Genomic DNA, 23,360 nt, shown 5'->3' with positions numbered 1-23,360 from the left:
GCGCGGTGCACGGGGCACTGAGCCATCGTACGGAGTACGGAGTACGGGTTACGGAGTATGGAGTACGAAGCGAATCTATCGTCCGTGGCCCCCGGGCGCCGGGCTACCCCTTGAGGTAGGCCCCGATCCCGTCCGCGATCCCCTGCGCCGCCTTCTGCCGCCACCCGGCGTCGGTGAACAGCTTGGCGTCCTTCGGGTCACGCATGTTGCCGCATTCGATGAACACCTTGGGGACGGTCGAGAGGTTGAGCCCCCCGAGGTCCTTGCGCACGTCCAACCCCGTACCGGAACCGATGTAGTTGGCGGGCGCGCTGCCGGTCGCCCGGCCGAAGGACGCGACCAGCTTCTCGCCCAGCGCCCGCGAGGGCCCCACGATCTTCGTGGTGTCGGCGCCGCCGCCCTGCACCAGCGCGGGCAGGATCACGTGGAAGCCCCGGTTCCCGGAGGCCGAGCCGTCCCCGTGCACGGACACCACGGCGTCGGCCTTCGCGGCGTTCCCGATCCGGGCCCGCTCGTCGATGCACGGCCCGTAGGGGCGGTCCGCGTCGTGCACCAGGACCACCTTCGCGCCCCGCGCCTTCAGCAGGTCGCGCAGCCGGTGGGAGACGTCGAGGGTGAACGCCGCCTCGGTGTAACCGGCGTTGGTGGAGGTGCCCGTGGTGTCGCATTCCTTGCGGTTCGTGCCGATGTTCACCTTCTTGTTGATCTCGGCGGTGTGCCGGAAGTTGCCGGGGTTGTGGCCCGGGTCGATCACGATCGTCTTCCCGGCCAGCGGCAGCTTCCGCCCCGGCCCGGCCGGGATCGCCCCGGACTCCCGGGCGGCGGCCTGCGTCCGCGCGTCGGCTCCCGCCGGGGCGCCCGCCCGCGGGTCCGCCTGCGCGTCCGCCTGCGCTTCGGCGGTACGGGACGGGCCCTGCGCGGCCGTCCCGGCGGGGCCCCCGCAGCCCGCGAGGGCGGCGACGGCGGCCAGGGCCAGGGGGAGGGCCAGGGGCAGGGCGCGGAGGTTCCGGTGGTCGTTCGGCACCCCGCGACTGTAGGCCCTCCGGCCCCGGATTGCCCGTATCGGTGGACGTGTGTGGCCGGAGGGTGAAGGGTATGTGGGGGGCACCGCAGCAACGACCACAGAGGGGGAACACCTGTGGCGGGGGACGCACACGACGCGCAGGACGCTCACGGCCCGCAGGACGCCCACGGCGGACACGGCGCGCAGGACCACCACGACGACACAGCCGCCGGGGACCGGGGAAGACAGCCTTCCCCCTGGGAATGGACCGGACCGGGGGCCCAGCAGCCGCCCGGCCCGCCCCAGCGGCCGAATCCCTACGCGGACTCCGGCTTACCGCCGCAGCCGCAGCCGGGGCCGTACGGGCAGCCGCCCGCGCCCCCGAACCAGCCGCCGGTGATGCTCGCCACGCCACCGCCACCGCCCGGCCCGCCGCCGGGCCCGCCGAATCCGGCGCAGGCCGCCGCCGTCGCCCTCCTCAACCTCACCGGCCTCGGCCTCGGCTACGTCCTGCTCCGCCAGTGGGTGCCCGCGGCCGTCTGCTGGGCCGTGACGATCGCCCTGCTCGTCGTGGCGCTGCCCGCCGACCCGGACGGCGTCCCGCTCGGCGTCGTCGTCGGGTACGCGGTCCTCCTGCTGGCCTTCGCCGCCGACGGCTACCGCCGGGGCCTGCGCGCCGCCCCCGCCGCCCTGGAGGCCCCCGGCCGCCGGAAGCTGGTGCTGCCGGTCGCCCTCGCGCTCGTCCTGGCCGTCCCCGGCGGCGGCACCCTCGCCTACGCCGCCGCCCGCGACGAGGCGATCGAGCAGCAGCTCCTGGACACGCTGGCCGCCGCCGACGGGCTGGTGAAGCGGTCCGAGGGCCAGTCCTTCACCAGCGTCGAGGTGACCTACGACTCGGTCCTGGCGACCTACCGGGACATCGCCAAGGACCACCCCGGCTCGCGCGCGGCCAAGCAGGTCCCCGACCGGCTCGTGGCCTACTACGCCTCGGTCTCCGCCCCGTACGCGAAGAAGGACTACTGCGCCGCCGTCCCGGGCCTCAAGCACCTGCGCGCGCTGCCCGACAAGATCGACCGCGGCCTCCTCGGCGATCTGGCGGGCAAGGCCGACGAGCCGCTGGCCGAGTCCCTCTTCCAGTGCGGCACCACCACGATCGGCGCGGCCGGCGCGGAGACCTCCGCGACCGAGCAGCTCAACCTGCTCATCAAGACCTTCCCGCAGTCGCCGTACACGCAGAAGATCGAGCCCAACCTCCGCGAGGGCCTGCGCACCCGCGAGAAGGCGCTCGGCATCGCTCCCTGCGACGGGCTCATCGAGCTCGGCCGCTTCCGCAACGGTGTCACCGCGCTGCCGGCCGAGACCTACGGGGCGCTCGTCGCCGACATCAAGCGGGTCTTCCAGCGCGGCGACTTCGGCTGCGGGCTCGACCGCTTCAAGAAGAAGGAGTTCAGCGAGGCGGCGACCGCGATGACCGACTACGCCAAGACCTACCCGGACAGCCCGCAGACGGCCCAGGCGCGAAGCATCGCCATCGCCGCCGAGATCGCGGAGGAGACCCCGGCGGCGGGCAACAAGGTGCCCACCGGCGCCACCGTCGACGGCTCCGGTCAGGTCATGGTCATCAGCAACGACGGCCCCGGCGAGGTCGAACTCCTCTACACCGGACCGGTCACCGGCCGCCTCACCATCCCGTCCTGCGGAAGCTGCAAGAGCTACCCGACCCTGCTGCTGCCGGTCGGCGAGAAGGTCAAGCCGTGCTCCGGCCCCTCCTCCAAGTACCCCAAGCGGACCCTGATGCTCCCTCCGGGCAACTACCAGATGCTCCAGAAGCGCGCGGGCACCGGCACGTCGGCGGGCATGAAGAAGCCCAGCGACGCGAAGATCGAGTCGGGCTACAGCTACACCAACTGCCTGTACGTGACGTCGGGGTTCTGACCCGGCTCGCCTCGTGGCCCCGCCCGCGTTCCGGGCGGGGCCGCGTTATATTCGGACGGAAATACGTGCTGTTCGACCGGTACGCGCCGGAAGGGGAGTCGATGTCCGATTCGGCCGAGGTGGGCGAGACGCCCGAGGTGTACGTCGAGAGTGAGTTCGCCCCTCTGCGGACGGTCGTGCTGGCCCGGAGCGAAGTGGGGCTCCCCGCGTCCGCCGCCACCTCAAGCGACCTGCGGTTCCTGCCCGCGGACTCGCCCGCGAGGAGCGCGCGCGGCGGCGACATGCGGGACACCGACCCGGCCCGGCAGGCCCGCTGGGAGAAGGAGCGGGAGGAGTTCCGCACGGTCCTCGACCGCCATGGCGTACGGGTGCACAGCCCCCGGCTCCTCACCCCGGCGGAGAAGGCGTACGCGGGTGCCGACGGATACGCGAACTTCTTCGCCCGGGACCCCTTCTTCACGGTCGGCCGCCACGTCGTGGAGGCGTCCATGCGCTTCCTGCACCGCCGCCGCGAGGTGCTGCCGGTGCGCGAGGTGATCCGCGAGCACGTGTACCCCGCCGACTGCGCCTACGTCGCCGTCCCGATGCCCGAGGTCGCCGCCCCGGACGACCCGACCCTCGGCCCCGGGCCCTTCCTCGAAGGCGGAGACGTCCTGGTCCTGGGCCGGCGGGTCTTCGTCGGCACCTCGGGGCTCGCCTCCAACCGGCTGGGCATCCGCTGGCTGGCCAAGCTCCTGGAGCCGCACGGCTACACGGTGGAGACCGTCCGGCTGCACGAGCGGATGCTGCACCTCGACTGCGCGCTGGGGCTGGTACGGGAGGGCCTGCTGGTCGTCTGCGAGGAGGCGCTGCCGGACGGGCTCCCCGAGTCGCTGCGGGACTGGGACCGGGTCACGGTCGACCTGGAGCAAGCTGGCCGGCTGGCCACCAACGGCCTTCCGCTCAGCCCCGAGGTCTATGTCACCGACCCCGTCTTCGCCTCCGTGGGGAAGCGGCTGGAGGACTTCGGCGTCCACGTCGAGTACGTGGACTTCAGCGTCACCCGGTCCCTCGGGGGCTCGTTCCGGTGCAGCACCCAGCCGCTGCTCAGGACGGGCTGAGGCGCCGCAGCACGCGCAGCGAGTCGGTGACCGAGACCTCCTCGAAGTCGCCCGACCCGATCGCCCGCAGATAGATCCGGTACGGGGCCTGGCCGCCGTCCTCCGGGTTCGGGAACACGTCGTGGATGACCAGGGTCCCGCCGGGCGCCACCTTCGGCGCCCAGCCCTCGTAGTCGGCCGTCGCGTGCTCGTCCGTGTGCCCGCCGTCCACGAACACGAAGCCGAGCTGCCCCGCCCACACCTTCGCGACCTGCGGCGACCGCCCCACGACCGCGATCACGTGGTCTTCCAGCCCCGCTTTGCGCAGGGTCCGCCGGAAGGTCGGCAGCGTGTCCATCACGCCGACCTCCGGGTCCACCACGCTCGCGTCGTGGTACTCCCACCCCGGCTGCTGCTCCTCGCTGCCCCGGTGGTGGTCCACCGTCACCGCGACCGTCCCCGCCGCCCTCGCGACGTCCGCCAGCAGGATCGTCGAACGCCCGCAGTACGTGCCGACCTCCAGCAGCGGCAGCCCCAGCTCCGCCGCCCCGGCCGCCGCCGCGTACAGCGCGAGCCCCTCCTTGACGGGCATGAAGCCCTTCGCCGCCTCGAAGGCGGCGAGAATCTCGGGGGTGGGCTCGGTGGCGACCATGGTCGGCTCCTCCTACTGGCGGGTACGCGCTTACGGGCGCCCATGCTGCCCTACCCGTCGCACTCGAACCACACCGTCTTCCCCTCGGGCCCCGACATCACCCCCCACCGGTCCGTCACGGCCTCCACGAGCGCCAGCCCCCGCCCGCCCTCCTCCAGCGGCCCCGCCGCCCGCGCGACCAGCACCCCTGACACCCCGTCCGCCACCTCCACCCGCAGCCCGTGCGACTCGCGCAGGATCAGCACGGTGCAGCGGCTGTCCGGCACGTGCCGCACGACGTTCGCGACGAGCTCGGTGAGCGCGAGCCCACCGGAATCGGCCAGCTCGTCGAGCCCCCAACGGGCGAGGAACATGCGCAGGATGTGGCGGATGTGACCGGCGGAGTGCTCACCGACGGTGAAGCCCATCCGGTAACTGGCGGTAAGTTCCGCTGGGTAGAGGTCTGTTCCGTGATTCATGCCACCAGAGTGGAGTCGCTTCCCTACGCTCGGCTACGGAGTGGAATCAACGCATGGAAGCGTCCATTTGAGGGGGTGACCTCGCCGTGGCCAATGTCCGCAATCTCGACCCCAGCGCCTCGCCGCTGGACTACTTCGGCTCGGAGTTACGTCGGCTGAGGGAGGAGGCGAAGCTCAGTCAGGACCAGTTGGGCGACATCCTCTTCTGCACGGGTTCGCTGATCGGGCAGATAGAGACGGCCAAGAAGGTCCCCACTCGCCAGTTCTCGGAGCGGCTGGACGCCGCGCTGATGACGGGCGGCTTGTTCAGCCGCCTGATCGGCCTGGTGCTGCAAAGCCAGTTGCCGGCGTGGTTCCAGCCGTACGCGGTGATGGAAGCGAAGGCGACGTATATCTCGACGTTCCAATCCCAACTGGTGCATGGGTTGCTTCAGACGCCTGCGTACGCGCGGGCCGTGCTGAGCGTCGAGACCATCGACGGGCTCGATGACGTGGTCGCCGCTCGAATGGAGCGTCAGCGCATCCTGGAGCGGGCTACCCCGCCAGTGGTCTGCGTCATTCTCGACGAAGCAGTGCTGTATCGGGAGATCGGGGGAGCCAAGGTGATGCGCGAGCAGCTTGCCCATCTGATGGGCTTCCGCGACCACCCATGGATCCAGGTGCAGGTGCTGCCCTTCGGGGTCGGGCAGCACGCGGCGATGACCGGTTCGTTCAGCCTCCTGCGCTTCGATGACGACCCGGACATCTTCTACGCGGAGAGCTACGACTCCGGTCATATGACCGCCAATCCGCAAGTGATCAGGGAACGTTCCGTCGGATACGCTCGGCTCCAGGCATCGGCCCTCTCTCGGGAGGACACGGCGGCGCTGATCGCGCGCGTGATGGAGGAACGGTATGGGCACCAACCAGGACCTGCGGTGGCGTAAGTCCTCGTACAGCAGCTCCAACGGCGGCGAATGCGTCGAGTGCGCCCCGCTCGGTGCCGCAGCGTGGCGTAAGTCCTCGTACAGCGGCGACACCGGCGGTCAGTGCATCGAGGTCGCAGACCTCACCGCGCACGTCGCCGTGCGGGACTCCAAGCGGCCCGCCGGGCCCGTTTTCCTGGCCGCCCCGGCGGCCTTCGCGGCCTTCGTGACGGCCGCCGCCGAAGGCCGTCTCGGGCGCTGATCGGCGATGGAGCTCTTAGGGCCGATCGTCCTCGTCCTGATCCTGGTGCTCTGGGCGGGGATCGCCGCCACCCCCTGGCTGCGGCGGCGGCGCGGGCGCAAGGTGAGCGCGCCCGTGCCGGCGAGGCTCGCGACGTGGGTCGCCGTGCTCGCGGGGATCGCGGGCGCGGCGGTGCACGCGTACGGGCTGTCGTACCAGCCGTACCTCTTCCCCGAGGACGCCTGCTGGTTCAACGCGGGTGTGAAGGTGTCGCCGGACTCGTCCAGTGTGCTGCCGGTGAGTCTGGTGTGCGCGGGGCGGGAGGTCGTGCCGGGGTGGCTGAACCCGACGCTGCTGCTGCTCGCGGTGACCGTGGTGGCGGCGACGGCGGTGGCGGTGGGGCTACGCGTCCGCGCCCGCGCCCGCAAGGACCGCGCGTAGCCGCAGGATGACGGCCTTCCACTGGTCGCCGTCGGACTCCTCCCACAGCTCCTTGAGCTCGGACTCCGGGCCGAGGACGCGGTCGAGGGCGGCGACGGCGGTGGGGCGGAGGTCGGCGGGGAGGGGCGGCACGGGCTCCTTGGGGCCGTACGAGACGGTGACGGGATCGCCGCCGGGGCACTGCGCGGCGATGAGCGCGGCGGAGGCGATGGCCTCGACGGCGATGTCGGAGTCGAGGAAGTCGTCGTCGCCGGTCTCGGTGACCTCGCGGAGGGCGACGAGGAGGACGGCCGCCTTGGCGTCGGGGCCCTCGGCCTTGTCGATGCGGTACGAGAAGTCGGCGGCCGTGTCGTTGTCGAAGGGGCCGATGTCCCAAGTGCCCATGGTCTGCTCGCTCATTCACTCGGTGCCGGCGTTCCCGGCTGCTGCTCCACACCCTGGCACCCGCCACTGACAATCACCCGGGCCGGTAACTGTCGGTCCTCGCCGCGTGGAAGGTGCTGGACGCGGAGGTCAAGGATCTGACGGCGATCGCGGCGGCGACGGCGGGGTCCTACGGCGCGAACTACGAGCAGATGGGCGCGGTCTGGGGCATCACGCGCCAGGGCGCACGCAAGAAGTGGCCCGACGCGGTCCCCCGGCCGGCCGCCGGGACCAGGGCGCTCGCACTCTTCGGCGGCACGGCCGAACTGGTGCGGGACCAGGCGTCCGGCGGCTGGATCTGGACGGGCGAGGGCGCGGACGGAACGCGCGGTGCGGCGGCGGAGGGCGTCTGGTACGCCACGAGGGAGGAGGCCGCCGCCCACGCGGGCGCGTTCCTGCGAGAGCGGTCGAACCCGCCCCGCGACTGACCTGGAGTACCTGGAGTACTAGGCCCCCATGGCCTGCCCGTACGTGGCGACGGCTCTCGCGATCGGCCCGTTCACCTGCGCCATGCCGACGGCCCCCGCCCACTCGGTGAAGCGGGCGGCGATCTGCTGCACGTCGGCCAGGGGCCCTCCGTTGGCCATGACGTGCTCCAGCGCGGCGAGGGTCTCCGCAGGGCCCTGGGGGTTGCCGCCCTTCGTGGCGAGCACGCTCGCAACCTGGAGGAGGGGGGCGAGAGCCGCGACGGTCCGCTCCGTGGACCGCTGCTGGTATATCTGGCGGCACCGTTCCAAGGACTGCGTGAACTGCTGCTCGTACGACAGCTGGGGTGCCGCCTGGGGTGCGGCGGCGTGCCACGGGGCCGCTACCCCGATCGGCTCGTACGCGCGCTGTTCTTCTCCGCTGCGGGCCTTCGCCGCGGTCGCGTGCGCCGTCCTCGACCAGTTCTCCAGATGGCCGGCGTCCTGGCGGATGTCGTCGAAGCTCGCCAGGCCGACCCCGAAGCTGCGGAACTCCAGGGGGACGACCGGGACCCCGCCGGGGGAGTCCAGCGAGGTGAGCTCGGTCATGCCGCCGAACGCCCGCTCCTGCGGGCCCACCAGGCGGTTCGGGTCATCCGGGGTCGGGAGGAACTGGGCGATACCCGACAGGGCTTCGGTCAGGTACTGGTCGAGTTCCTGGACGTGCGCGTCGCTCATCGGCGGGACGTCCGGGCCGGTCCTCGGCGCCACCGCGTAGTAGTGCGCCCACATGTCGTTCCGGATCGCCTCGACGTCGTTGACGAGGTAGACCTTCGCGGAACCCGGCATCGACTGCTGGACCGTGCCGAGGCTCACCCGGGCCAGCACCGCGGTCTTGTTCTTCACCTGTCCCGGCGCCGTCTCGCCCGGCGGCGTCCCCGCACCGTCCGAGCGGAGCTTGTCCGCCAGCGCGGCGAACTGGGTGTAGCAGAGCGAACCGAAGCCGCGGACCTCCTGCGCGCCCACCGCGGCCTCGTGACCGGGAGCGGCGGCGGCGGCCTGTGACCCCAGGAACCGCGCGCCGAGTTCGTTCCCGACCTGGACCGACCGCACCAGGTGCTCGTGGGCCTTGCTCTTCACCAGGGCGCGGACCTTGCTCTGGGTCCTGCTCCGTGGCTCCGGCGTCTGCACGGCCGCCGCGAAGACGTCTGTCATGCCGTTCAAGGGAAGGCCCACGGTCTGGTGGACGAAGAGCCCCTGCCCCTTCCCTTCCTGGCCGTTCCGCTCGGCATGGGGCTTCTCCGGGGCGACCCTCGCCGTCTTGAAGCCGGGGGCCAGCTCGTATCCCTCCTTCTCGGGATAGAGCTTGTTCATCTGCTTTCCGGCCTTCGGGGTGTCGGCATCGGGGGTGTAGAGACGCCGGTGGGCTTCCTCCAGATGCCCGATGGTCTGCGCCAGCGTGCGCGGGAACCGCTGCTCCTCGCCGGGGAGCACCCCGCTGGGCTCGGCCACGAACTCGGCGTTCGTGTAGGTGCTCCGGCTGTCCGAGACCAGTTTGATGCCCTGGCCGGAGTGGCTCATCATCTCGATGCCCGTGCTGTTGCCGACCTTGACGTCCGTCCCGTCGTGCCGGACGACCGGCCGGTCGACTTCCACCTCAAGGCCGATCGCGCGCTGTACCGCCGGGGCCGGACGCGCCGCCTCCGGCGATGCCTCCGCCGGTGCCGTCGGCGCCTGCGGCGCGGGCGCCGGGCCCGTCAACACCCGCGTCGCGTTGGCCTCGGCCTCCCGCTCGAACCGGTCCGAGGGGTCGCTGACCCGGAGCCCCGAGCCGTTGTCCGTGCCCGCGACCGGGCCCTGGCGCTGCTGGATGACGTGGGTCAGCTCGTGGGCGAGGGTGTGCCGGTCGGCCCCGCCGTCGCCGATGACGACGTGGCTGCCGGAGGTGTAGGCGCGGGCGCCGACCTCGGCGGCGGAGGCCCGGGCGGCGGAGTCGTCGTGGACGCGGACGTCGGAGAAGTCGGCGCCGAGGCGCGCTTCCATGTCGGTGCGGGTGGCGTCGTCGAGGGGCCGTCCGGAGGCGCGCAGCACCTCGTGGACGGCGGAGCGCTGGACCGAGGGCTGTTCGGCCTGTGCGTTCTCCTGGTGTCCGCAGCCGGCCGAGTGCTGGTGCTGTTCCTGGGCCCAGGGGTGGCCCGCCTGGCGCAGGAGCTGGACCATCGCGCTGTTCCCGGCGGTGCGCTGGAGGTGCAGCGCACCGGACGCGGGGAGAGGGGCTCGGGTCGCCGGGGGCTGGTGTCGGTGTGCGGAATCCTGAGACCGGTCGGCTTCGCGAGCCATGGAGAGGGCGCCTTTCCGTGGGGCAGTCGGGTTCCACTCCACGACACCTCTTCTACCCGGCCGCAGGAATGCCTCAGCGGACAGGAGGGAGGGCAGCGGTCGCTGCCCAAGCGCCCCCGCGTGGCGCGCTCCGCGATCCGACCCGTATCTGACCTTCCGTCAGATTGAAACGTGTTCTAGTCTGCCGTGCCATGGGCATCGCCATCACGCACGAACAGCGGGAGCTCGCCCGATCCGTCCGCGGCTGGCTCACCCGCGCCGTACCGCCCGAGGACGTCCGCAAGCACCTCGACGCGCCCGGCGGCGCGGCGGGCAGGCCCGGGTACTGGGACGGGGCCGCCGCGCAGGGACTCCTCGGCATCCATCTGCCCGAGGAGTGCGAGGGCGGCGGCGGGGACCTCGTGGACCTCGCCGTGGTCCTGGAGGGGGCCGGCCGGGCGCTGCTGCCCGGCCCGTACCTCCCCACCGTCCTCGCCGCCGAGGTCCTGCACCGGGCCGGCCGCGCCGAGGACGCCACCGCGCTCGCGACGGGGGAGCGGACCGGGGCCGTCGCGCTCGGGCCCGGCAACCTGACCGCCGCGCCCGCGCTCGGCGCCGACGGCTACGTCCTCGACGGCACCGCCCCGCCGGTCCTCGGCGGCGCGCAGGCCGACCTGCTGCTGCTGGCCGCGCGGGCCCCGCACGGGACCGTGTGGCTCGCGGTGGACGCCGACACCCTCGCCGTACGGGCGCACGAGAGCGCCGACCCGACCCGGCCGACCGCCGAGGTCGCCGCCGACGGCGTCTTCGTACCCTCCGGCAGGATCGTCGCCGTCGGGGACCCGGCGCTCGTCGCCGACCTCGCGGGTGTCCTCTTCGCCGCCGACGCCTGCGGCACCGCCGCCCGCGCCCTCGACCTCGCCGCCGAACACGCCCGCACCCGCGTGCAGTTCGGCCGGCCCATCGGACAGTTCCAGGGTGTCAAACACCTCTGCGCCGACATGCTGGTCCGGCTGGAGCAGGCCCGCGCGCTCACCTGGGACGCCGCCCGCGCCGCCCGCGAGGACACCGTGGACGCCCGCTCGCTCACCGCCTCGCTCGCGGCGGGCGCCGCGCTCGACACCGCGTACGGGCTCGCCAAGGACTGCGTCCAGATCCTCGGCGGCATCGGCTTCACCTGGGAACACGACGCCCACCTCCACCTGCGCCGCGCGCTCGTCGCCCGGCAGCTCCTCGGCGGCGGCGACGGACACCGGATCGCCGCCGTCCGCCGCGCCGCCGCCGGGACCCGCCGCGAACTGCGCGTCGAACTCCCGCCGGAGGCCGAGGCGTTCCGCGCCGAGGCCCGCGCGGCGCTCGCGCCCGCCGCCGGGCTCGACCCGCGCGCCGCCCGCCGCGCCCTCGCCGGCACCGGCTACGCGGCGCCGCACCTCCCCGCCCCGTACGGGCTCGGCGCCGGGCCCGTACGCCAGCTCGCCGTACAGCGCGAGATGGACGCGGCCGGGGTGCGGCTCAGCCCGCTGTCCATCGCCACCTGGGTGGTCCCCTCGCTCCTCGCCTACGGCACGCCCGAGCAGCAGGCCCGGCACCTCGGGCCCACCCTGCGCGGCGAACAGCAGTGGTGCCAGCTCTTCTCCGAACCCGAGGCGGGCTCGGACCTCGCCTCCCTCCGTACCCGCGCGGAACGCACCGAGGACGGGACGGGCTGGCGGATCACCGGCCAGAAGGTGTGGACGAGCGCCGCCCAGTGGGCCGACTACGGCATCCTCCTCGCCCGCACCGACCCCGACGCCCCCAAGCACAAGGGCCTCGGCTACTTCATCGTCGACATGAAGAACACCCCCGGCATCGACATCCGGCCGCTCAAGGAGATCACCGGGGAGTCGCTCTTCAACGAGGTGTGGTTCGACGGCGCCGTGCTCCCCGCCGACGCGGTCGTCGGCGAGCCCGGCGACGGCTGGCGGGTCGCCCGCAACACCCTCGGCAACGAGCGCGTCCACATGGCCGACCAGGTCGCCTTCGACACCGGCCTGGAGGCGCTCATCGCGCGCGCGGGCGACGAGGACGGAGCCGTACGCGCCCGGATCGGCGCCCTCGTCGCGGAGGCGCACGCGCTCGCCTGCATCGGGCTGCGCACCACCCTGCTCCAGGTCTCCGGCCTCGAACCGGGGCCCGGCGCCAGCGTCCGCAAGCTCGTCCAGACCGTCCACCAGCAGAAACTCGCCGAACTCACCCTCGAACTCCTCGGCCCCGAGGGCGCGCTGCGCGAGGGCCCGGGGGAGCGGGCGGTGCACGGGCTGCTGATGTCGCGCTGCCTGACGATCGCGGGCGGCACCACCCAAGTACAGCTGAACGTCGTCGCCGAGCGGCTGCTCGGCCTGCCGAGGGACTGACCGAGGAAGAAGGAGGGGCTTCGATGAAGGCGTACATCGTCGGTGTGGGGATGACGAAGTTCGAGAAGCCGGAGACCCGGGACTGGCAGTACTGGGACATGGCGAAGGAGGCCGGGACCGCCGCGCTCGCGGACGCCGGGATCCCGTACGGGCTCGTCGAGCAGGTGCCCGTCGGCTACTGCTTCCAGGCGTCCACGGCCGGCCAGCGGGCCGTCTACGAACTGGGCCTGACCGGCGTCCCCGTCTACAACGTCAACAACAACTGCTCCACCGGCTCCTCCGCCCTCATGATGGCGCGGCAGCTCGTCGAGGGCGGTATCGCGGACTGCGTGCTGGCGCTGGGCTTCGAGAAGATGGCGCGCGGCGCCCTCGGCGGCGGCTCGGACGGCGGCGACTTCAAGACCTCGCCGGTCGCCCGCCACTACGGGATCATGGCCGCCGGGCACGGCTTCGAGATGTCCCCGCCCACCGCCCAGATCTTCGGCAACGCGGCCCGCGAGCACATGGACCGGCACGGCACGACGGAGGCGCAGCTCGCGGCGGTCGCCGCCAAGAACCACCGGCACTCCGCGCAGAACCCGAACGCGCAGTTCCAGGACGTGTACACGGTCGAGGAGATCCTGGCGGCCAAGACCATCCACCGCCCGCTGACCAAGCTCCAGTGCTCCCCGACCTCGGACGGCGCGGCGGCGGTGGTCGTCGTCTCCGAGCGCTTCGTCGCCGAGCACGGGCTGCGGGACCGGGCGGTGGAGATCGCCGCGCAGGCCATGACCACCGACACCGAGGAGTCCTTCGCCTCGGGGAGCTGCATCGACGTGGTCGGCCGCCCGATGTCGCGGGCGGCGGCGCGCAGGGTCTACGAGCTGTCGGGGCTCGGCATCGAGGACGTGGACGTGATCGAGCTCCACGACTGCTTCTCCATCAACGAGCTGCTGACCTACGAGGCGCTCGGCATGTGCGAGGAGGGCGCCTCGGGCAAACTCGTCGAGTCGGGCGCCACGACGTACGGCGGGCGATGGGTGGTCAACCCGTCCGGCGGCCTCATCTCCAAGGGCCACCCCCTGGGCGCGACGGGCCTCGCGCAGGCGGCGGAGCTGGTCTGGCAACTGCGCGGCGAGGCGGGCGGCCGGCAGGTGCCGGGGGCGGACGTGGGCCTCGCGCACAACATCGGGCTGGGCGGGGCGGCGGTGGTGACGCTGCTGCGGCGGGGGTAGGGGCGCTCTCGCCGCTGGACGGCTCTGCGTACGGGGGCGATGTACGGGGCGGGGCCCGTCTGCGACCATGACGGACATGCCGCGAACCGACACGAGTAAAGCCACCGACACAACGCCCCCCGGCATATCGGACACGGGGCCGGGCGGGGGGCCGGGCGCCCGCCTCTGGCTGGTGGTCCTGCTCGCCTGCGCCGGCCAGTTCCTGGTGGTGCTGGACGTGTCGGTGGTGAACGTGGCGCTGCCGTCGATGCGGACGGACCTGGGCCTGACGGCCGCGGGCCTGCAATGGGTGATCAACGCGTACGCGATCGCCTTCGCGGGCTTCATGCTGCTGGGCGGCCGGGCGGCGGACCTGTTCGGCCGCAAGCGGATGTTCGTGGCGGGCCTCGCGCTCTTCACGCTGGCGTCGGTGGCGGGCGGGCTGGCCCAGGAGGGCTGGCAACTGCTCGCCGCGCGCGCGGTGCAGGGCCTGGGCGCGGCGATCCTGTCCCCGTCCACGCTCACCCTGCTCACCGCCGCCGTCCCGGCGGGCCCGGCGCGGACCCGCGCGGTGGGCACCTGGACGGCGGTCGGGGCGGCGGGCGGAGCGGCCGGCGGCTTCGTGGGCGGGCTGCTGGTGGACCTGCTCTCCTGGCGCTGGGTGCTGCTGATCAACGTACCGATCGGGGCGCTGGTGCTGGTCGGCGCGTGGCTGTGGCTGGCCGAGAGCCGGGTGCCGGGCGGGCGGCGGCTCGACCTGCCGGGCGCGGTGCTGGTGACGGGCGGGCTGGCGACCCTCGCGTACGGGATCGTGCAGACGGAGGAGTCGGGCTGGGGCGCCCCCTCGACGCTCGCCCCGCTGGCGGCGGGCGCGCTGGTGCTGGGCGCGTTCGTCTGGTGGGAGACGCGGGCGGCGGCGCCGCTGATGCCGCTGCGGATCTTCCGGACGCGGGCGGTGTCGGCGGCGAACGCGTCGATGGCGCTGTGCGCGTCGACGACGTTCGGCTCGTGGTTCTTCATGACGGTGTACGCGCAGAACGTCCTCGGCTACACCCCGCTCCAGGCGGGCCTCGCGCTGGTCCCGAGCTCCGTGAGCGTCATCGCGGGCTCGAAGCTGGCGCCCCGCCTGCTGCCCCGCTTCGGCCCGCGCGGGGTCGCGGTCGCGGGCATCCTGCTCGCGTCGGGCGGCTTCGCCTGGCAGTCGACGATGACGCCGGACGGCACGTACGCGATGTCGATCCTGATCCCGGGCGTCCTCATCATGTTCGGCATCGGCGTCGGCTCCACCCCGCTCGCGATCCTCGCCACGACGGGCGCCCCGCCCGCCGAGGCGGGCCTGGCCTCGGGCCTCATCAACACCTCCCGCACCATGGGCGGCGCGCTGGGCCTGTCGATCCTCTCCACGGTCGCGGCGTCCTGGACCACGGACACCCCGACCCCGACGACCCTGACCGAGGGCTACGCGGCCGCCTTCCGCGTCGCCGCCTGCGTCCTCCTGGCGACGTCGCTCCTGATGGCTGTGTGGCTGCCGGGACGGGAGCGGGAGAAGTGAGCGCGATGAGCGTGGCGGGACGGAGCAGCTGGGCGCGCGTGCTTCCGGTGACGGTGGCTCTGCTGACGGCGACCTCCTGCCACTTCTGGGAGCCGGAGAAGACGGAGATCACGCGGGACGACCTGGTGGGAACGTGGGTGGGCGACGCCGGCGGACGGGTGACCTTCGGCGCCGACCACACCTTCCGGTTCGAGTCCGTCGGCCTGGACTCGTACACGTACCCGTCGTGCCCCGACGGCGACTCCAGCGGGAGCTGGGTGTTCTACGTCGAGCACGACGGCGGGGCGTTCGGGGACGAGACCGCCGCCTCGGGCGCCATGCTCGCCCTCCAATTCCAGGGGCAGGAGATGGGGGCGTGCATGCTCGACATCAACGTCATCGACGCCGGCGGCACCCTGTGCGTGAGCGACGACCCGGACTTCGTGTGCACGATGGACGAGCGCTACGCGCTGGAGCGGAAGAGCTGACGGGCGGCTGCTACAGCCAGCCCTGCCGGCGGGCCTCGCGGACCGCTTCCATGCGGTTGCGGGTGCCGGTCTTGCCGATGGCGGAGGACAGGTAGTTCCGTACGGTCGACTCCGAGAGGTGCAGGACCCCGGCGATGTCCGCGATCGTCGCCCCGTCGACCGACGCCCCGAGCGCGTCCCGCTCGCGGGCGGTCAGCGGATTGGGGCCCGCGCTGAGCGCGGCGGCGGCGAGGGCGGGGTCGATGACGGTCTCCCCCCGGAGCGCCTTCCGGACCGCCTCCGCCAGCTCCTCGACCGGCCCGTCCTTCACCAGGAACCCGGCCGCCCCCGCCTCCATCGCCCGCCGCAGATACCCCGGCCGCCCGAACGTCGTCAGGATCAGCACTCGGCAGTCCGGCACCTCGTCCCGCAGGTCCCCCGCCGCGTCCAGCCCCGACCGCCCCGGCAACTCGATGTCCAGCAAGGCCACCTCGGGCCGCGCGAGCAGCGCCGCGTCCACGATCTCGTCCCCGCGCCCCACCTGCGCGACGACCTCGATGTCGGGCTCCAGCCCCAACAGCAGCGCGAGCGCCCCGCGCATCATGCCCTGGTCCTCGGCGAGGAGGACCCGGATGCTCTTGGCGGGGCGGTGGTCCTGCGGCATCTCGTTCACGGGGAACAGCCTAGGCCGCCGGGTCCGTTGGGGCGCCCGCGAAACGGTGGGTCAGTCCTCGTCGGCCGGAGCGCCGCCGGAGCCTGCGGGGCGCACGTACCACTCCGTGCAGAAATCCGCCTGCACCACCAGCTCGTCCCGCCGTAGGTGGTCGGAGTCGTCCAGGACCACGCCGCACACGACGAACATGCTGTGGCCCGAGTCGAGGGAGTCCCGCATGGCGCCCGCCCTCGGCCGCACCGGCACGTCGACGCGGACCGGCGTGTCGGCGGGTAGCCCCGCGAGCGCCGCGCGCAGCTCACCCACCGTCAGCTCCACCGTCTCGTGCCGGTAGAGCTCAATGTCCTCGTCGTCCGCCACGCGGCCCAGGGTAGAACGCCGGAAGTCCCGGTGTCCCGGCCCCCGTCGGGCTCGTTGGGCGGGGCGTGAAGAACTCCCAGCGTGTCCTCGCCGCCCTCGCCCTCGCCGGGGCCGCCCTCTCCGTGACCGGTACCGCCCACGCCGACCCGACCGGGCTCCTCGGCCGCGGCGACACGCCCGACGTCACCGCCGAGGGCGTCGGCGGCCACGTCAACAAGGGCGTCGGCGAACTCGTCCTCAGCCGGCCGCTCGCCACCGTGGAGGGGGTCAACACCGGGCACATCATCTGAATCCGACCTGCCCGGACGGCTGCCTTCCCGACGGGCGGGGTGCGCAACCCCCTCCCCGCCCGCTCGTTGGCAGCCCATGAACCCACTCCGCACCTCCCGGCGCACCCTCGCCGCCGCCCTCCTCCTCGCCACCGGCGCCGCCCTCGGCGCGGGCTCCGGTGCCGCCCAGGCCGCGCCGCTCGACCTGCCCGGCGGCGGGCTCGCCGGGATCCTCGGCACCGGCGGTGACACCGGCGGTGGCGATGGCGGTGCCGGTCACGCCGAGCACGCGGGGCACGGCGGTCAGGGCGGCCACTCCGGTCACTCCGGTCACGTCGGGCGGCCCGGTGCCAGCGGTGACAGCCAGAGCGCCGTCATCGGCGGCAACGCGTCCGAGCAGAGCATCGGGAGCTGACCCGCCCGGCCGGCCCCGCCCGGTAAGCCCCGGCCCCGCCCGGCAATCCCCCCCGCCCCCGTAATCCCCTCGCCCCCTCCCGCCCTTCCGGGCATCATCGCCCGGTGCAGCTGACCACGCTCCTGGCCGCCGTCGAGCGCGGCGACGATCTCACCGTCTCCGAGTTCCTCGACGGCCACGCCCTCGCCCCCGCCGCCGCGCTCACCGACGACGACGCCACCACCCTCTTCTGGGCCGTCCTGCGGGCCGGCCGCGACGAGCTCGTCTCGGCGCTCGTCGGGCGGGTCGACCTGGACCGGCCCGGGCCCGCCGGGCTCGACCCGGTGACCTGGGCGGCGGCCCACGGCAGGGCCGCCGAGCTCCAGGCCATGCTGCCCGGGGAGCCCCAGGTGTCCGCACCCGGCGGTGGCCCCCACCGGCGCGCCCTCCGCGCCGCCCAAGACGCCCTCGACGCCGGGGCCCTGCCCCCGCCCGCCCACCGGGCGGTCGTCACCGACGTCGAGGCCGCGCTCGGCATCCACCGCCCGGCCGGCGAACTCCTCGCCCGCGCCCTGGTCTCCGGCGACCCCGGGCACGCCGACTGGTTCTCCTCGTCCTTCCGGCTGGGCCTGCGCTTCGACCGGGAGACCTTCGTCTGGGCCCGCGACCTCGCCCGCGACGGGGAGTCCCGCCTCCACCGGCTCTTCGGGACCGACACCCTGGGCAGCCTCGGACTCCCGCCCCAGATCAGCGTCGAGGACATCGAGGCGCCGTTCGCCGACGAGGCCGCCGACTTCCTGCGCCCGCTGCTGGACACCGAGTCCGACCCGTACGCCCTCCGGAGCGTCATGCGCGCCTTCGGCCTGCACTGCCGGCCGGGGGAGACGCGGGCCTTCCTCCGGCACGCCCGCCATCCCGACGCGGGGGTACGGCGGTACGTGGGCGGGGCGCTGCCCCATGGCCCCGAGGTCCTCGACGCCCTCGTCCGCCTCGCCGGGGACCCCGTACCCGACGTGCGGGTGCCCGCGCTGCAACGGCTGGTCTGGCTCCGCGCGGACACCCCGCGGGTGCGCGCCGCGCTGGCGGACCAGCTCGGGCACCCGGACGTGGCGGGGCGGATCGCCGCCGCGTCCGGGCTCGCCCTGCGCGGCGACGCGCGCGGCCGGGCCCTGCTCGAAGAGCTCCGCTCCGACCCCGTACACCGCAGGATCCTCGGGCCTGGCGGCCTCGGCGAGCTCCACCACGTGCTGCGCTCCGCGCCGGGGGGCGTCCGGGGCGGCGTACCCGGAACGTAGCGCCGTCCGCCCCCGCGGGTCGGCGAGGACATTCCGGGCGCGCCTAGGATCTCTGGCCATGCCACAGAAACCACGTACCCGCTTCGGCGTGCTCGGGGCCGCCCTCCTCGCCCTCGCCTCCTCCCTCGTCGCCGCCGCGCCCGCCCAGGCGGCCATGCCGTTCGCGGCCGTGGACGCCGCCACCGTCGGGAGCTTCGGGCTCCGCCCCGGCACCACCTTCACCGACAACGCCGCCGCCATCGAGGCCGTCGAGGCCCAGGGCGCCGTCGCCGTCCGCACCGCCACCCAGGTGCTCGCCTCGGGCGGGCGCACCGGGCGGGCCGGCCTGTGCCACACCACCGGCCTCGCCGCCTCCCTCAGCCCCTCGGGCTTCTGCTGGGACAAGGCCGACGACACCTCCAACTCGTACACCGACGCGGGCGGCTGGACCCCGCAGGGCCTCACCGGGTCCTACGACGCCCAGCCCGGCGGGCTGTGGGAGGGCCGCCCGGCCTTCCTCGCCTCCTGGCACTTCAGCCGCGGGCTGCAGACCGGCGGCGCCAAGGTCGCCAACGAGTTCAGCCGCCTCAGCCTCGTCAACGCCGAGGGCGGCCAGATCCGCTACAACCACCTGCTGCTCGTCCGCCCCACCCTCGACGCCGAGGGCAAGGGGAGCTTCACCGGCGTCTCCAGCCACAGCGACGGCGTCGTCTGGTACGGCGACAAGGTCTTCGTCGCCAACGGGCGCTGGCTCCAGGTCTACGACCTGCGGCACATCTGGAAGGTCAACTCCAGCGCCGAGGCCGTCGGCGGCTCCGGCACCACCTCGTCCGCCCGCTGGAGCTCCTACGCGCTGCCGATGATCGGCCAGTACGTCACCACCGCCGACGGCGGCGCCTGCTCCGCCGCCACCGGCGACCGGCCCTGCCTCAACTCCCTGAGCCTGGACCGCACCGGCGAACCCGGCCTCGTCTCCGCCGAGTACAAGCCGGGCGCCGCGGGCGGCCGGGTCGTCCGCTGGGCCCTCGACCCGGCCACCGGCATCCCGGCGGGGCACGCCACCGCCGCGTACGCGTCCCCGGTGTGGGCCATGCAGGGTGCCGCGACCGACGGCACCGACTGGTACCTCGCGGGCGACTGCCCCAGCGGCGTCGGCGGCGGCTCCGGCGACCCGTCGGGCGCCCCGTACTCCTGCGTCCACAAGGCGGCCCCGGACACCGCCCCGCGCGTCCTGACCACCGCGCCCGTCTACACCCAGAACCTCGGCTACGACCCGGCGCAGGGCCGGATCTGGGGGCTGAACGAGCGGATCAACTCCACGGTCGGCGTCCGGGTCGTGTTCTCCGTGAACCGGGCCTGACCGTGGGAGGACAGCCGATGAACGTCTCCGTGTCCGACGCCGCAGCGGCCTCGTCGGAAGTGGACACCGGGCGGCCCCGGTTCGCGCGGTTCTGGGCCGCGCAGACCGTGTCGCAGGCCGGCCAGCGCTTCGGCCTGGTGGCCCTGCCCGTGGTCGCGATCGACACCCTGCACGCCGGGGCGTCGGAGGTCGGCTACCTGACCGCCGCCCTCACCGTCTGCTACCTGCTGATCGGCCTGCCGGCCGGCGCGTGGGTCGACCGGTGGTCGAAGCGGACCACGATGATCCGAGCGGCCGTGATACGCGCCGTCGTGCTGGCCGCCGTCCCCGCGCTGTGGTTCTTCGACCGGCTGTCGCTCGGGTGGCTGTACGCCGTCGCCGTGGTCGTCGGGGTCGCCTCGGTCTTCTTCGACGTCGCGTACCAGTCGTACGTGCCGTTCATCGTCCCCGACGAGGGCATCGAGCGGGCGAACGCGCGGCTGGAGTCCTCGGCGCAGATCTCCGCCGCGGGCGGGCCGGCCGCGGCCGGACTCCTCCTGAAGGCGGTGAGCGCGCCCGTGGTGATCGCCTTCGACGCGGTGGCCTACGCGGTGTGCGCCGGTCTCCTCGCGACGGTCAAGGACTCCGAGCCGTCGCGCCGCGAGAAGGCGGCGGGGGACGCCCGGCTGACGCGGGACATCCTCGACGGGGTCCGGTTCGTCGTGGGCAGCGCGGTACTGCGGCGGCTGCTCGTCGCGGTGGGCGTGTCGAACTTCTTCGCCACCCTCACCATGACGCTGACGCCCCTGCTCATCCTGCGGACGCTGGGGCTCGGTTCCACGGTCATGGGCGTCGTCCTCGGCGTCGGCACCCTCGGCGGCCTGCTGGCCGCCTTCACCCTCCCGAAGGTCCGGGCCCGGCTCGACGCGGGCCGCACCATGACGGTCGGCCTGCTGCTCGCGGGCGTCTCCATGGCGGCCTTCCCGGCGGCCGGATCCCTGGGCGGGGCGGGCGGGGCCGCCGCCGCGATCCCGGTCGGCCTGCTCGTCCTCGGCCAGTTCGGCATGACGTGGGGCGCGGTGACCTTCAACATCGCGCAGGTGAGCGTGCGGCAGCGGGTCTGCCCCAGGAACATGCTGGCCCGGATGACCGCCTCGATCCGGTTCGTGGTGTGGGGAAGCATGCCCGTGGCGGCGATCCTGGCCGGCTGGCTCGGCTCGCGGATCGGCGTCGTGCCCTGCCTGTGGATCGGCGTGGTGGGCGGCTTCCTGACGGCCCTCCCCATCATCGGGATCGATCGGCTGATCCCCTCCGCCGCACCGGCCCCCGACTCCCGTGCCCGGGACGTGTGATCGGGACCAACGTCTCTGTATTCCGGGGCCTTTGGGGCCTGTCGGACGCGATATGGCGATGAATCACGAGGGAACGTCAGTCATCCGAAGTCGTGTGACCGATTCCTGCTCCGCCCTATCCGTTTCACAGTGTGCAAGGACGCATAGTGAGCACATCCGCACGGGAAACCGAGGAACAAGCAGAGACATCATCCGCCTGGTGGGCGGGCTGCCCTGGACGCCCTCGACGGCGTCATGGGCACCGTCCCGCAGTCCGGCGACCGCTTCCAGATCGTCATCGGCGGCGCCGTCGGGCGCCTCCACGCCGCCATCATGAACCTGCCCTCGATGGGCGGCGGTTCGTCGGGCGACACGTCCGGAGGAAGGGCCGGCGGGCGGTCCGGCGGGCGGTCCGACGCCGAGGTCAAGGCCGCCGTCCGGGCGAAGGGGCGGGGCCGTTACGCCCTGGTCGACGACTTCTTCGAGTACCTCTCCGACTCGTTCCGCCCCCTCATGGGCGTCCTGCTCGGCGCCTCGTTGATCATCGCCGGGACCGCCGTCCTGGAAGCCTTCGGCGTCATCGACACCCGCGCCGCCGACAAGTCCGCCACCTGGGTGTTCGTCGACGCGATGTGGCGCTCGGTGCTGTTCTTCCTCCCCCTCATGGTGGCCTACAACGCGGCCAGGAAGCTGCGGATCGACCCCTGGGTCGGCACCGCCGTGATGGCCGCCGTCATGACCCCGAACTTCACCGGCATGCTCGGCGCCGAGGGCAAAATCCCCGGCGTCACCTGCACCACTCAAGCGGATCTACCCGCGCATGGTCGTCGGCTGCCTGGTGGGCGGCGTGATCGTGGGCCCCCTCGGCGGCGTCGACGCCAACGCCTTCGCCTTCACCTCCCTGCTCACCATCCCGGTCTTCTCCCCGGCGGTGACCTACGCCATCGCCATCACCGCCGCCTTCTTCACCTCGATGACGCTGGTGTACTTCTCCGACTACCGCACGCCGGAACAGCGCGCCGAGATGAACGCCCTGCGCCACGCCGAGGAGCGCCGCGCCGAGGGGGCCGGGGGCGGTCTGTCCGCACCCGCGGCTTCGGGAAGCCGCTGATCCGCTGATCCCTAGCCGGCGGCGGCAGCCGGGTCCGGGTCCGGGGCCGGGTCCGCCGGGAGTTCCGCCGTCACGCGGAAGCCGCCGCGCGGGCCCGGGCCCGACTCCAGGGTGCCGCCCGCCGCCGCCACCCGCTCCCGCAGGCCCTTCAGGCCGCTGCCGGGGGCGCCCTCGGCCGGGCCGCGCCCGTCGTCCGTGACGGTCAGCCGGACCCGCTCCCCGCCGCCCGCCAGATCGATCTCGCAGCGGCGCGCCCCGCTGTGCCGCACCGCGTTGGTCACCGACTCGCGGACCACCCAGCTCAGCAGCGCCTCCGCCGTCGGCTCCAGCGGCGGGCCCGAGCGGCGCACCACCGCCTCGACGCCCGCGGCGGCGAGGGCGTCGCGCGCGCGGTCCAGCTCCGCCGCGAGGGTGGTCTCGCGGTAGCCGGTGACCGCCTCGCGGATCTCGGTCAGGGCCTGCCGCCCCACCGACTCGATGTCCGCGACCTGCGCCAGCGCCGCGTCCAGGTCGCGCGGCGCCAGCCGCCGGGCCGCCTCCGACTTGACCACGATCACCGACAGGGTGTGCCCCAGCAGGTCGTGCAGGTCCCGGGAGAACCGCAGCCGCTCCTTCTCCACGGCGGCGCGGGCCAGTTGCTCGCGGGTGGCGCGCAGTTCCTTCACCGTCTCGGAGAGGGTGAGCACGGCCGCCGTCACCATGGCCGAGATGAACGTCCCGTACGCGACGTTGATCGCGCCCCACCCGTCCCGCACCCCCGCCACCGTGCCCGCCAGCACGCACAGCGGGAACACGATCCGGCCCACCATCCTGCCCCGGACCACCGCGCCCACGGCGAGGCCGAGCAGCGGGAAGAAGAGGAGGTAGGGGCCGCCGTAGGCGAGGGCGAGGGCCAGCGTGACCGCGGTCATCGCGGCCAGCAGCCACCAGGTCGCGGGCGCCTCCCGCTTCGCGCGGTCGAAGGCGCGGAAGACGATGGTGATGTAGAGGGAGTTGAAGGCCAGCAGGCCGAAGGCGCCGATCCAGGGGTTGGGGGTGTGGCCCTGGAGGAGGTTCGAGACCGCCCCCATGCCCATCAGCAGCCAGGGCAGCATGGCGAAGCCGTTGGGCGGGCCCATCTGCTCCGGGGTCCGTTCGCCGCGTCGCTCGCGCATGATCGTTCAGC

Annotated in this window: 25 protein-coding genes; 16 read left to right on the top strand and 9 right to left on the bottom strand. The window is 73.5% G+C overall.

The features are described 5' to 3' along the window. Positions 1–103 precede the first annotated feature (103 nt). A complete protein-coding gene (locus tag AB0C99_RS28610) occupies positions 104–1,024 on the bottom strand; it encodes an N-acetylmuramoyl-L-alanine amidase (RefSeq protein ID WP_362480894.1) in 921 nt (306 codons plus the stop codon). Between the two features lie 114 nt (positions 1,025–1,138). Between AB0C99_RS28610 and AB0C99_RS28605 the strand changes: the two genes are divergently transcribed. Both AB0C99_RS28605 and AB0C99_RS28600 read left to right on the top strand, forming a co-directional pair. Continuing rightward, the gene (locus AB0C99_RS28605) at positions 1,139–2,938 is read left to right on the top strand and encodes a hypothetical protein (RefSeq protein WP_362480892.1); all 1,800 of its coding nucleotides are present in this window, start codon (positions 1,139–1,141) and stop codon (positions 2,936–2,938) included. 101 nt (positions 2,939–3,039) lie between these two features. After that, positions 3,040–4,038: an arginine deiminase family protein gene (locus tag AB0C99_RS28600; protein ID WP_362480889.1), complete on the top strand. Its 999-nt coding sequence runs from the start codon at positions 3,040–3,042 to the stop codon at positions 4,036–4,038. On the opposite strand, the gene AB0C99_RS28595 is transcribed toward AB0C99_RS28600, so the two are convergent. Then, complete coding sequence (locus AB0C99_RS28595) at positions 4,025–4,669, bottom strand: class I SAM-dependent methyltransferase (RefSeq protein ID WP_362480886.1); 645 nt, start codon at positions 4,667–4,669, stop codon at positions 4,025–4,027. The two genes, AB0C99_RS28600 and AB0C99_RS28595, sit on opposite strands and share 14 nt — an antisense overlap. Positions 4,670–4,719: 50 nt before the next feature. Beyond that, entirely contained in the window at positions 4,720–5,076 is a 357-nt protein-coding gene (locus AB0C99_RS28590) for an ATP-binding protein (protein WP_362480883.1), read from the bottom strand. A gap of 137 nt (positions 5,077–5,213) precedes the next feature. On the opposite strand from AB0C99_RS28590, the gene AB0C99_RS28585 reads away from it, so the two are divergent. Genes AB0C99_RS28585 through AB0C99_RS28575 form a run of 3 tightly spaced genes read left to right on the top strand, consistent with a single transcriptional unit; the run spans position 5,214 to position 6,714 of the window. Beyond that, positions 5,214–6,053 (top strand): helix-turn-helix transcriptional regulator, encoded by an 840-nt coding sequence (locus AB0C99_RS28585; RefSeq protein WP_362480880.1) that lies wholly within the window; start codon positions 5,214–5,216, stop codon positions 6,051–6,053. Next, on the top strand, positions 6,022–6,294 hold the full coding sequence (locus tag AB0C99_RS28580; protein WP_362480877.1) for a DUF397 domain-containing protein: 273 nt from the start codon (positions 6,022–6,024) through the stop codon (positions 6,292–6,294). Before AB0C99_RS28585 ends, AB0C99_RS28580 begins: the two co-directional genes overlap by 32 nt. Before the next feature lie 6 nt (positions 6,295–6,300). Then, entirely contained in the window at positions 6,301–6,714 is a 414-nt protein-coding gene (locus tag AB0C99_RS28575) for a hypothetical protein (protein WP_362480874.1), read from the top strand. Here AB0C99_RS28575 and AB0C99_RS28570 read toward each other — a convergent pair. Then, complete coding sequence (locus AB0C99_RS28570; RefSeq protein ID WP_362480986.1) at positions 6,676–7,098, bottom strand: DUF4259 domain-containing protein; 423 nt, start codon at positions 7,096–7,098, stop codon at positions 6,676–6,678. The two genes, AB0C99_RS28575 and AB0C99_RS28570, sit on opposite strands and share 39 nt — an antisense overlap. Positions 7,099–7,211: 113 nt before the next feature. Between AB0C99_RS28570 and AB0C99_RS28565 the strand changes: the two genes are divergently transcribed. Next, positions 7,212–7,565, top strand: a complete 354-nt coding sequence (locus AB0C99_RS28565) for a hypothetical protein (protein WP_362480871.1) — start codon at positions 7,212–7,214, stop codon at positions 7,563–7,565. Positions 7,566–7,583: 18 nt separating this feature from the next. Here AB0C99_RS28565 and AB0C99_RS28560 read toward each other — a convergent pair whose 3' ends face one another. After that, a complete protein-coding gene (locus AB0C99_RS28560; protein WP_362480868.1) occupies positions 7,584–9,761 on the bottom strand; it encodes a DUF4157 domain-containing protein in 2,178 nt (725 codons plus the stop codon). A 311-nt stretch (positions 9,762–10,072) separates the two neighbouring features. Between AB0C99_RS28560 and AB0C99_RS28555 the strand changes: the two genes are divergently transcribed. From AB0C99_RS28555 to AB0C99_RS28540, 4 genes are all read left to right on the top strand, one after another. Then, on the top strand, positions 10,073–12,253 hold the full coding sequence (locus AB0C99_RS28555) for an acyl-CoA dehydrogenase (protein WP_362480866.1): 2,181 nt from the start codon (positions 10,073–10,075) through the stop codon (positions 12,251–12,253). A gap of 23 nt (positions 12,254–12,276) precedes the next feature. Further along, on the top strand, positions 12,277–13,467 hold the full coding sequence (locus AB0C99_RS28550; RefSeq protein WP_362480863.1) for a lipid-transfer protein: 1,191 nt from the start codon (positions 12,277–12,279) through the stop codon (positions 13,465–13,467). Between the two features lie 76 nt (positions 13,468–13,543). Continuing rightward, entirely contained in the window at positions 13,544–14,998 is a 1,455-nt protein-coding gene (locus tag AB0C99_RS28545; RefSeq protein ID WP_362480861.1) for an MFS transporter, read from the top strand. Continuing rightward, positions 14,995–15,465: a hypothetical protein gene (locus AB0C99_RS28540; RefSeq protein ID WP_362480858.1), complete on the top strand. Its 471-nt coding sequence runs from the start codon at positions 14,995–14,997 to the stop codon at positions 15,463–15,465. The genes AB0C99_RS28545 and AB0C99_RS28540 overlap by 4 nt, the downstream gene beginning before the upstream one ends. 10 nt (positions 15,466–15,475) lie before the next feature. Here the strand turns inward: AB0C99_RS28540 and AB0C99_RS28535 are convergent, their stop codons facing one another. Both AB0C99_RS28535 and AB0C99_RS28530 read right to left on the bottom strand, forming a co-directional pair. Beyond that, entirely contained in the window at positions 15,476–16,108 is a 633-nt protein-coding gene (locus AB0C99_RS28535; protein ID WP_362480984.1) for a response regulator transcription factor, read from the bottom strand. A gap of 60 nt (positions 16,109–16,168) precedes the next feature. Continuing rightward, positions 16,169–16,477: a DUF6225 family protein gene (locus AB0C99_RS28530; protein WP_362480855.1), complete on the bottom strand. Its 309-nt coding sequence runs from the start codon at positions 16,475–16,477 to the stop codon at positions 16,169–16,171. Between the two features lie 65 nt (positions 16,478–16,542). Here AB0C99_RS28530 and AB0C99_RS28525 point away from each other — a divergent pair, with 65 nt between their 5' ends. From AB0C99_RS28525 to AB0C99_RS28505, 5 genes are all read left to right on the top strand, one after another. Then, a complete protein-coding gene (locus tag AB0C99_RS28525) occupies positions 16,543–16,767 on the top strand; it encodes a hypothetical protein (protein ID WP_362480853.1) in 225 nt (74 codons plus the stop codon). A gap of 76 nt (positions 16,768–16,843) precedes the next feature. Continuing rightward, on the top strand, positions 16,844–17,161 hold the full coding sequence (locus tag AB0C99_RS28520) for a hypothetical protein (RefSeq protein ID WP_362480850.1): 318 nt from the start codon (positions 16,844–16,846) through the stop codon (positions 17,159–17,161). 104 nt (positions 17,162–17,265) lie between these two features. Next, the gene (locus AB0C99_RS28515; RefSeq protein ID WP_362480848.1) at positions 17,266–18,435 is read left to right on the top strand and encodes a hypothetical protein; all 1,170 of its coding nucleotides are present in this window, start codon (positions 17,266–17,268) and stop codon (positions 18,433–18,435) included. Positions 18,436–18,493: 58 nt separating this feature from the next. Next, positions 18,494–19,774 carry a hypothetical protein gene (locus AB0C99_RS28510; RefSeq protein ID WP_362480845.1) on the top strand — a complete coding sequence of 427 codons (1,281 nt, stop codon included), beginning with the start codon at positions 18,494–18,496 and terminating at the stop codon, positions 19,772–19,774. 17 nt (positions 19,775–19,791) lie between these two features. Further along, positions 19,792–21,105, top strand: a complete 1,314-nt coding sequence (locus tag AB0C99_RS28505) for an MFS transporter (RefSeq protein WP_362480842.1) — start codon at positions 19,792–19,794, stop codon at positions 21,103–21,105. A 650-nt stretch (positions 21,106–21,755) separates the two neighbouring features. Here AB0C99_RS28505 and AB0C99_RS28500 read toward each other — a convergent pair. After that, entirely contained in the window at positions 21,756–21,884 is a 129-nt protein-coding gene (locus AB0C99_RS28500) for a hypothetical protein (protein WP_362480839.1), read from the bottom strand. Positions 21,885–21,904: 20 nt separating this feature from the next. Between AB0C99_RS28500 and AB0C99_RS28495 the strand changes: the two genes are divergently transcribed. Continuing rightward, positions 21,905–22,195, top strand: a complete 291-nt coding sequence (locus AB0C99_RS28495; RefSeq protein ID WP_362480837.1) for a hypothetical protein — start codon at positions 21,905–21,907, stop codon at positions 22,193–22,195. Positions 22,196–22,206: 11 nt separating this feature from the next. Here the strand turns inward: AB0C99_RS28495 and AB0C99_RS28490 are convergent, their stop codons facing one another. Then, positions 22,207–23,349 carry a sensor histidine kinase gene (locus AB0C99_RS28490; RefSeq protein WP_362480834.1) on the bottom strand — a complete coding sequence of 381 codons (1,143 nt, stop codon included), beginning with the start codon at positions 23,347–23,349 and terminating at the stop codon, positions 22,207–22,209. Between the last annotated feature and the right edge of the window lie 11 nt (positions 23,350–23,360).

Source organism: Streptomyces sp. NPDC048659 (assembly GCF_040650575.1).
Taxonomy (GTDB): Bacteria; Actinomycetota; Actinomycetes; order Streptomycetales; family Streptomycetaceae; genus Streptomyces.
This window is presented reverse-complemented; position numbering and strand designations above follow the sequence as displayed.

Excerpts from the sequence above, each read along its gene's own strand:
- AB0C99_RS28600 (WP_362480889.1), top strand. The coding sequence starts at position 3,040 with ATGTCCGATTCGGCCGAGGTGGGCGAGACGCCCGAGGTGTACGTCGAG.
- AB0C99_RS28595 (WP_362480886.1), bottom strand. The coding sequence starts at position 4,669 with ATGGTCGCCACCGAGCCCACCCCCGAGATTCTCGCCGCCTTCGAGGCG.
- AB0C99_RS28590 (WP_362480883.1), bottom strand. The coding sequence starts at position 5,076 with ATGGGCTTCACCGTCGGTGAGCACTCCGCCGGTCACATCCGCCACATC.
- AB0C99_RS28580 (WP_362480877.1), top strand. The coding sequence starts at position 6,022 with ATGGGCACCAACCAGGACCTGCGGTGGCGTAAGTCCTCGTACAGCAGC.
- AB0C99_RS28575 (WP_362480874.1), top strand. The coding sequence starts at position 6,301 with ATGGAGCTCTTAGGGCCGATCGTCCTCGTCCTGATCCTGGTGCTCTGG.
- AB0C99_RS28570 (WP_362480986.1), bottom strand. The coding sequence starts at position 7,098 with ATGGGCACTTGGGACATCGGCCCCTTCGACAACGACACGGCCGCCGAC.
- AB0C99_RS28560 (WP_362480868.1), bottom strand. The coding sequence starts at position 9,761 with ATGGTCCAGCTCCTGCGCCAGGCGGGCCACCCCTGGGCCCAGGAACAG.
- AB0C99_RS28555 (WP_362480866.1), top strand. The coding sequence starts at position 10,073 with ATGGGCATCGCCATCACGCACGAACAGCGGGAGCTCGCCCGATCCGTC.
- AB0C99_RS28550 (WP_362480863.1), top strand. The coding sequence starts at position 12,277 with ATGAAGGCGTACATCGTCGGTGTGGGGATGACGAAGTTCGAGAAGCCG.
- AB0C99_RS28545 (WP_362480861.1), top strand. The coding sequence starts at position 13,544 with ATGCCGCGAACCGACACGAGTAAAGCCACCGACACAACGCCCCCCGGC.
- AB0C99_RS28535 (WP_362480984.1), bottom strand. The coding sequence starts at position 16,108 with ATGCCGCAGGACCACCGCCCCGCCAAGAGCATCCGGGTCCTCCTCGCC.
- AB0C99_RS28520 (WP_362480850.1), top strand. The coding sequence starts at position 16,844 with ATGAACCCACTCCGCACCTCCCGGCGCACCCTCGCCGCCGCCCTCCTC.
- AB0C99_RS28510 (WP_362480845.1), top strand. The coding sequence starts at position 18,494 with ATGCCACAGAAACCACGTACCCGCTTCGGCGTGCTCGGGGCCGCCCTC.
- AB0C99_RS28505 (WP_362480842.1), top strand. The coding sequence starts at position 19,792 with ATGAACGTCTCCGTGTCCGACGCCGCAGCGGCCTCGTCGGAAGTGGAC.
- AB0C99_RS28495 (WP_362480837.1), top strand. The coding sequence starts at position 21,905 with ATGGTCGTCGGCTGCCTGGTGGGCGGCGTGATCGTGGGCCCCCTCGGC.
- AB0C99_RS28490 (WP_362480834.1), bottom strand. The coding sequence starts at position 23,349 with ATGCGCGAGCGACGCGGCGAACGGACCCCGGAGCAGATGGGCCCGCCC.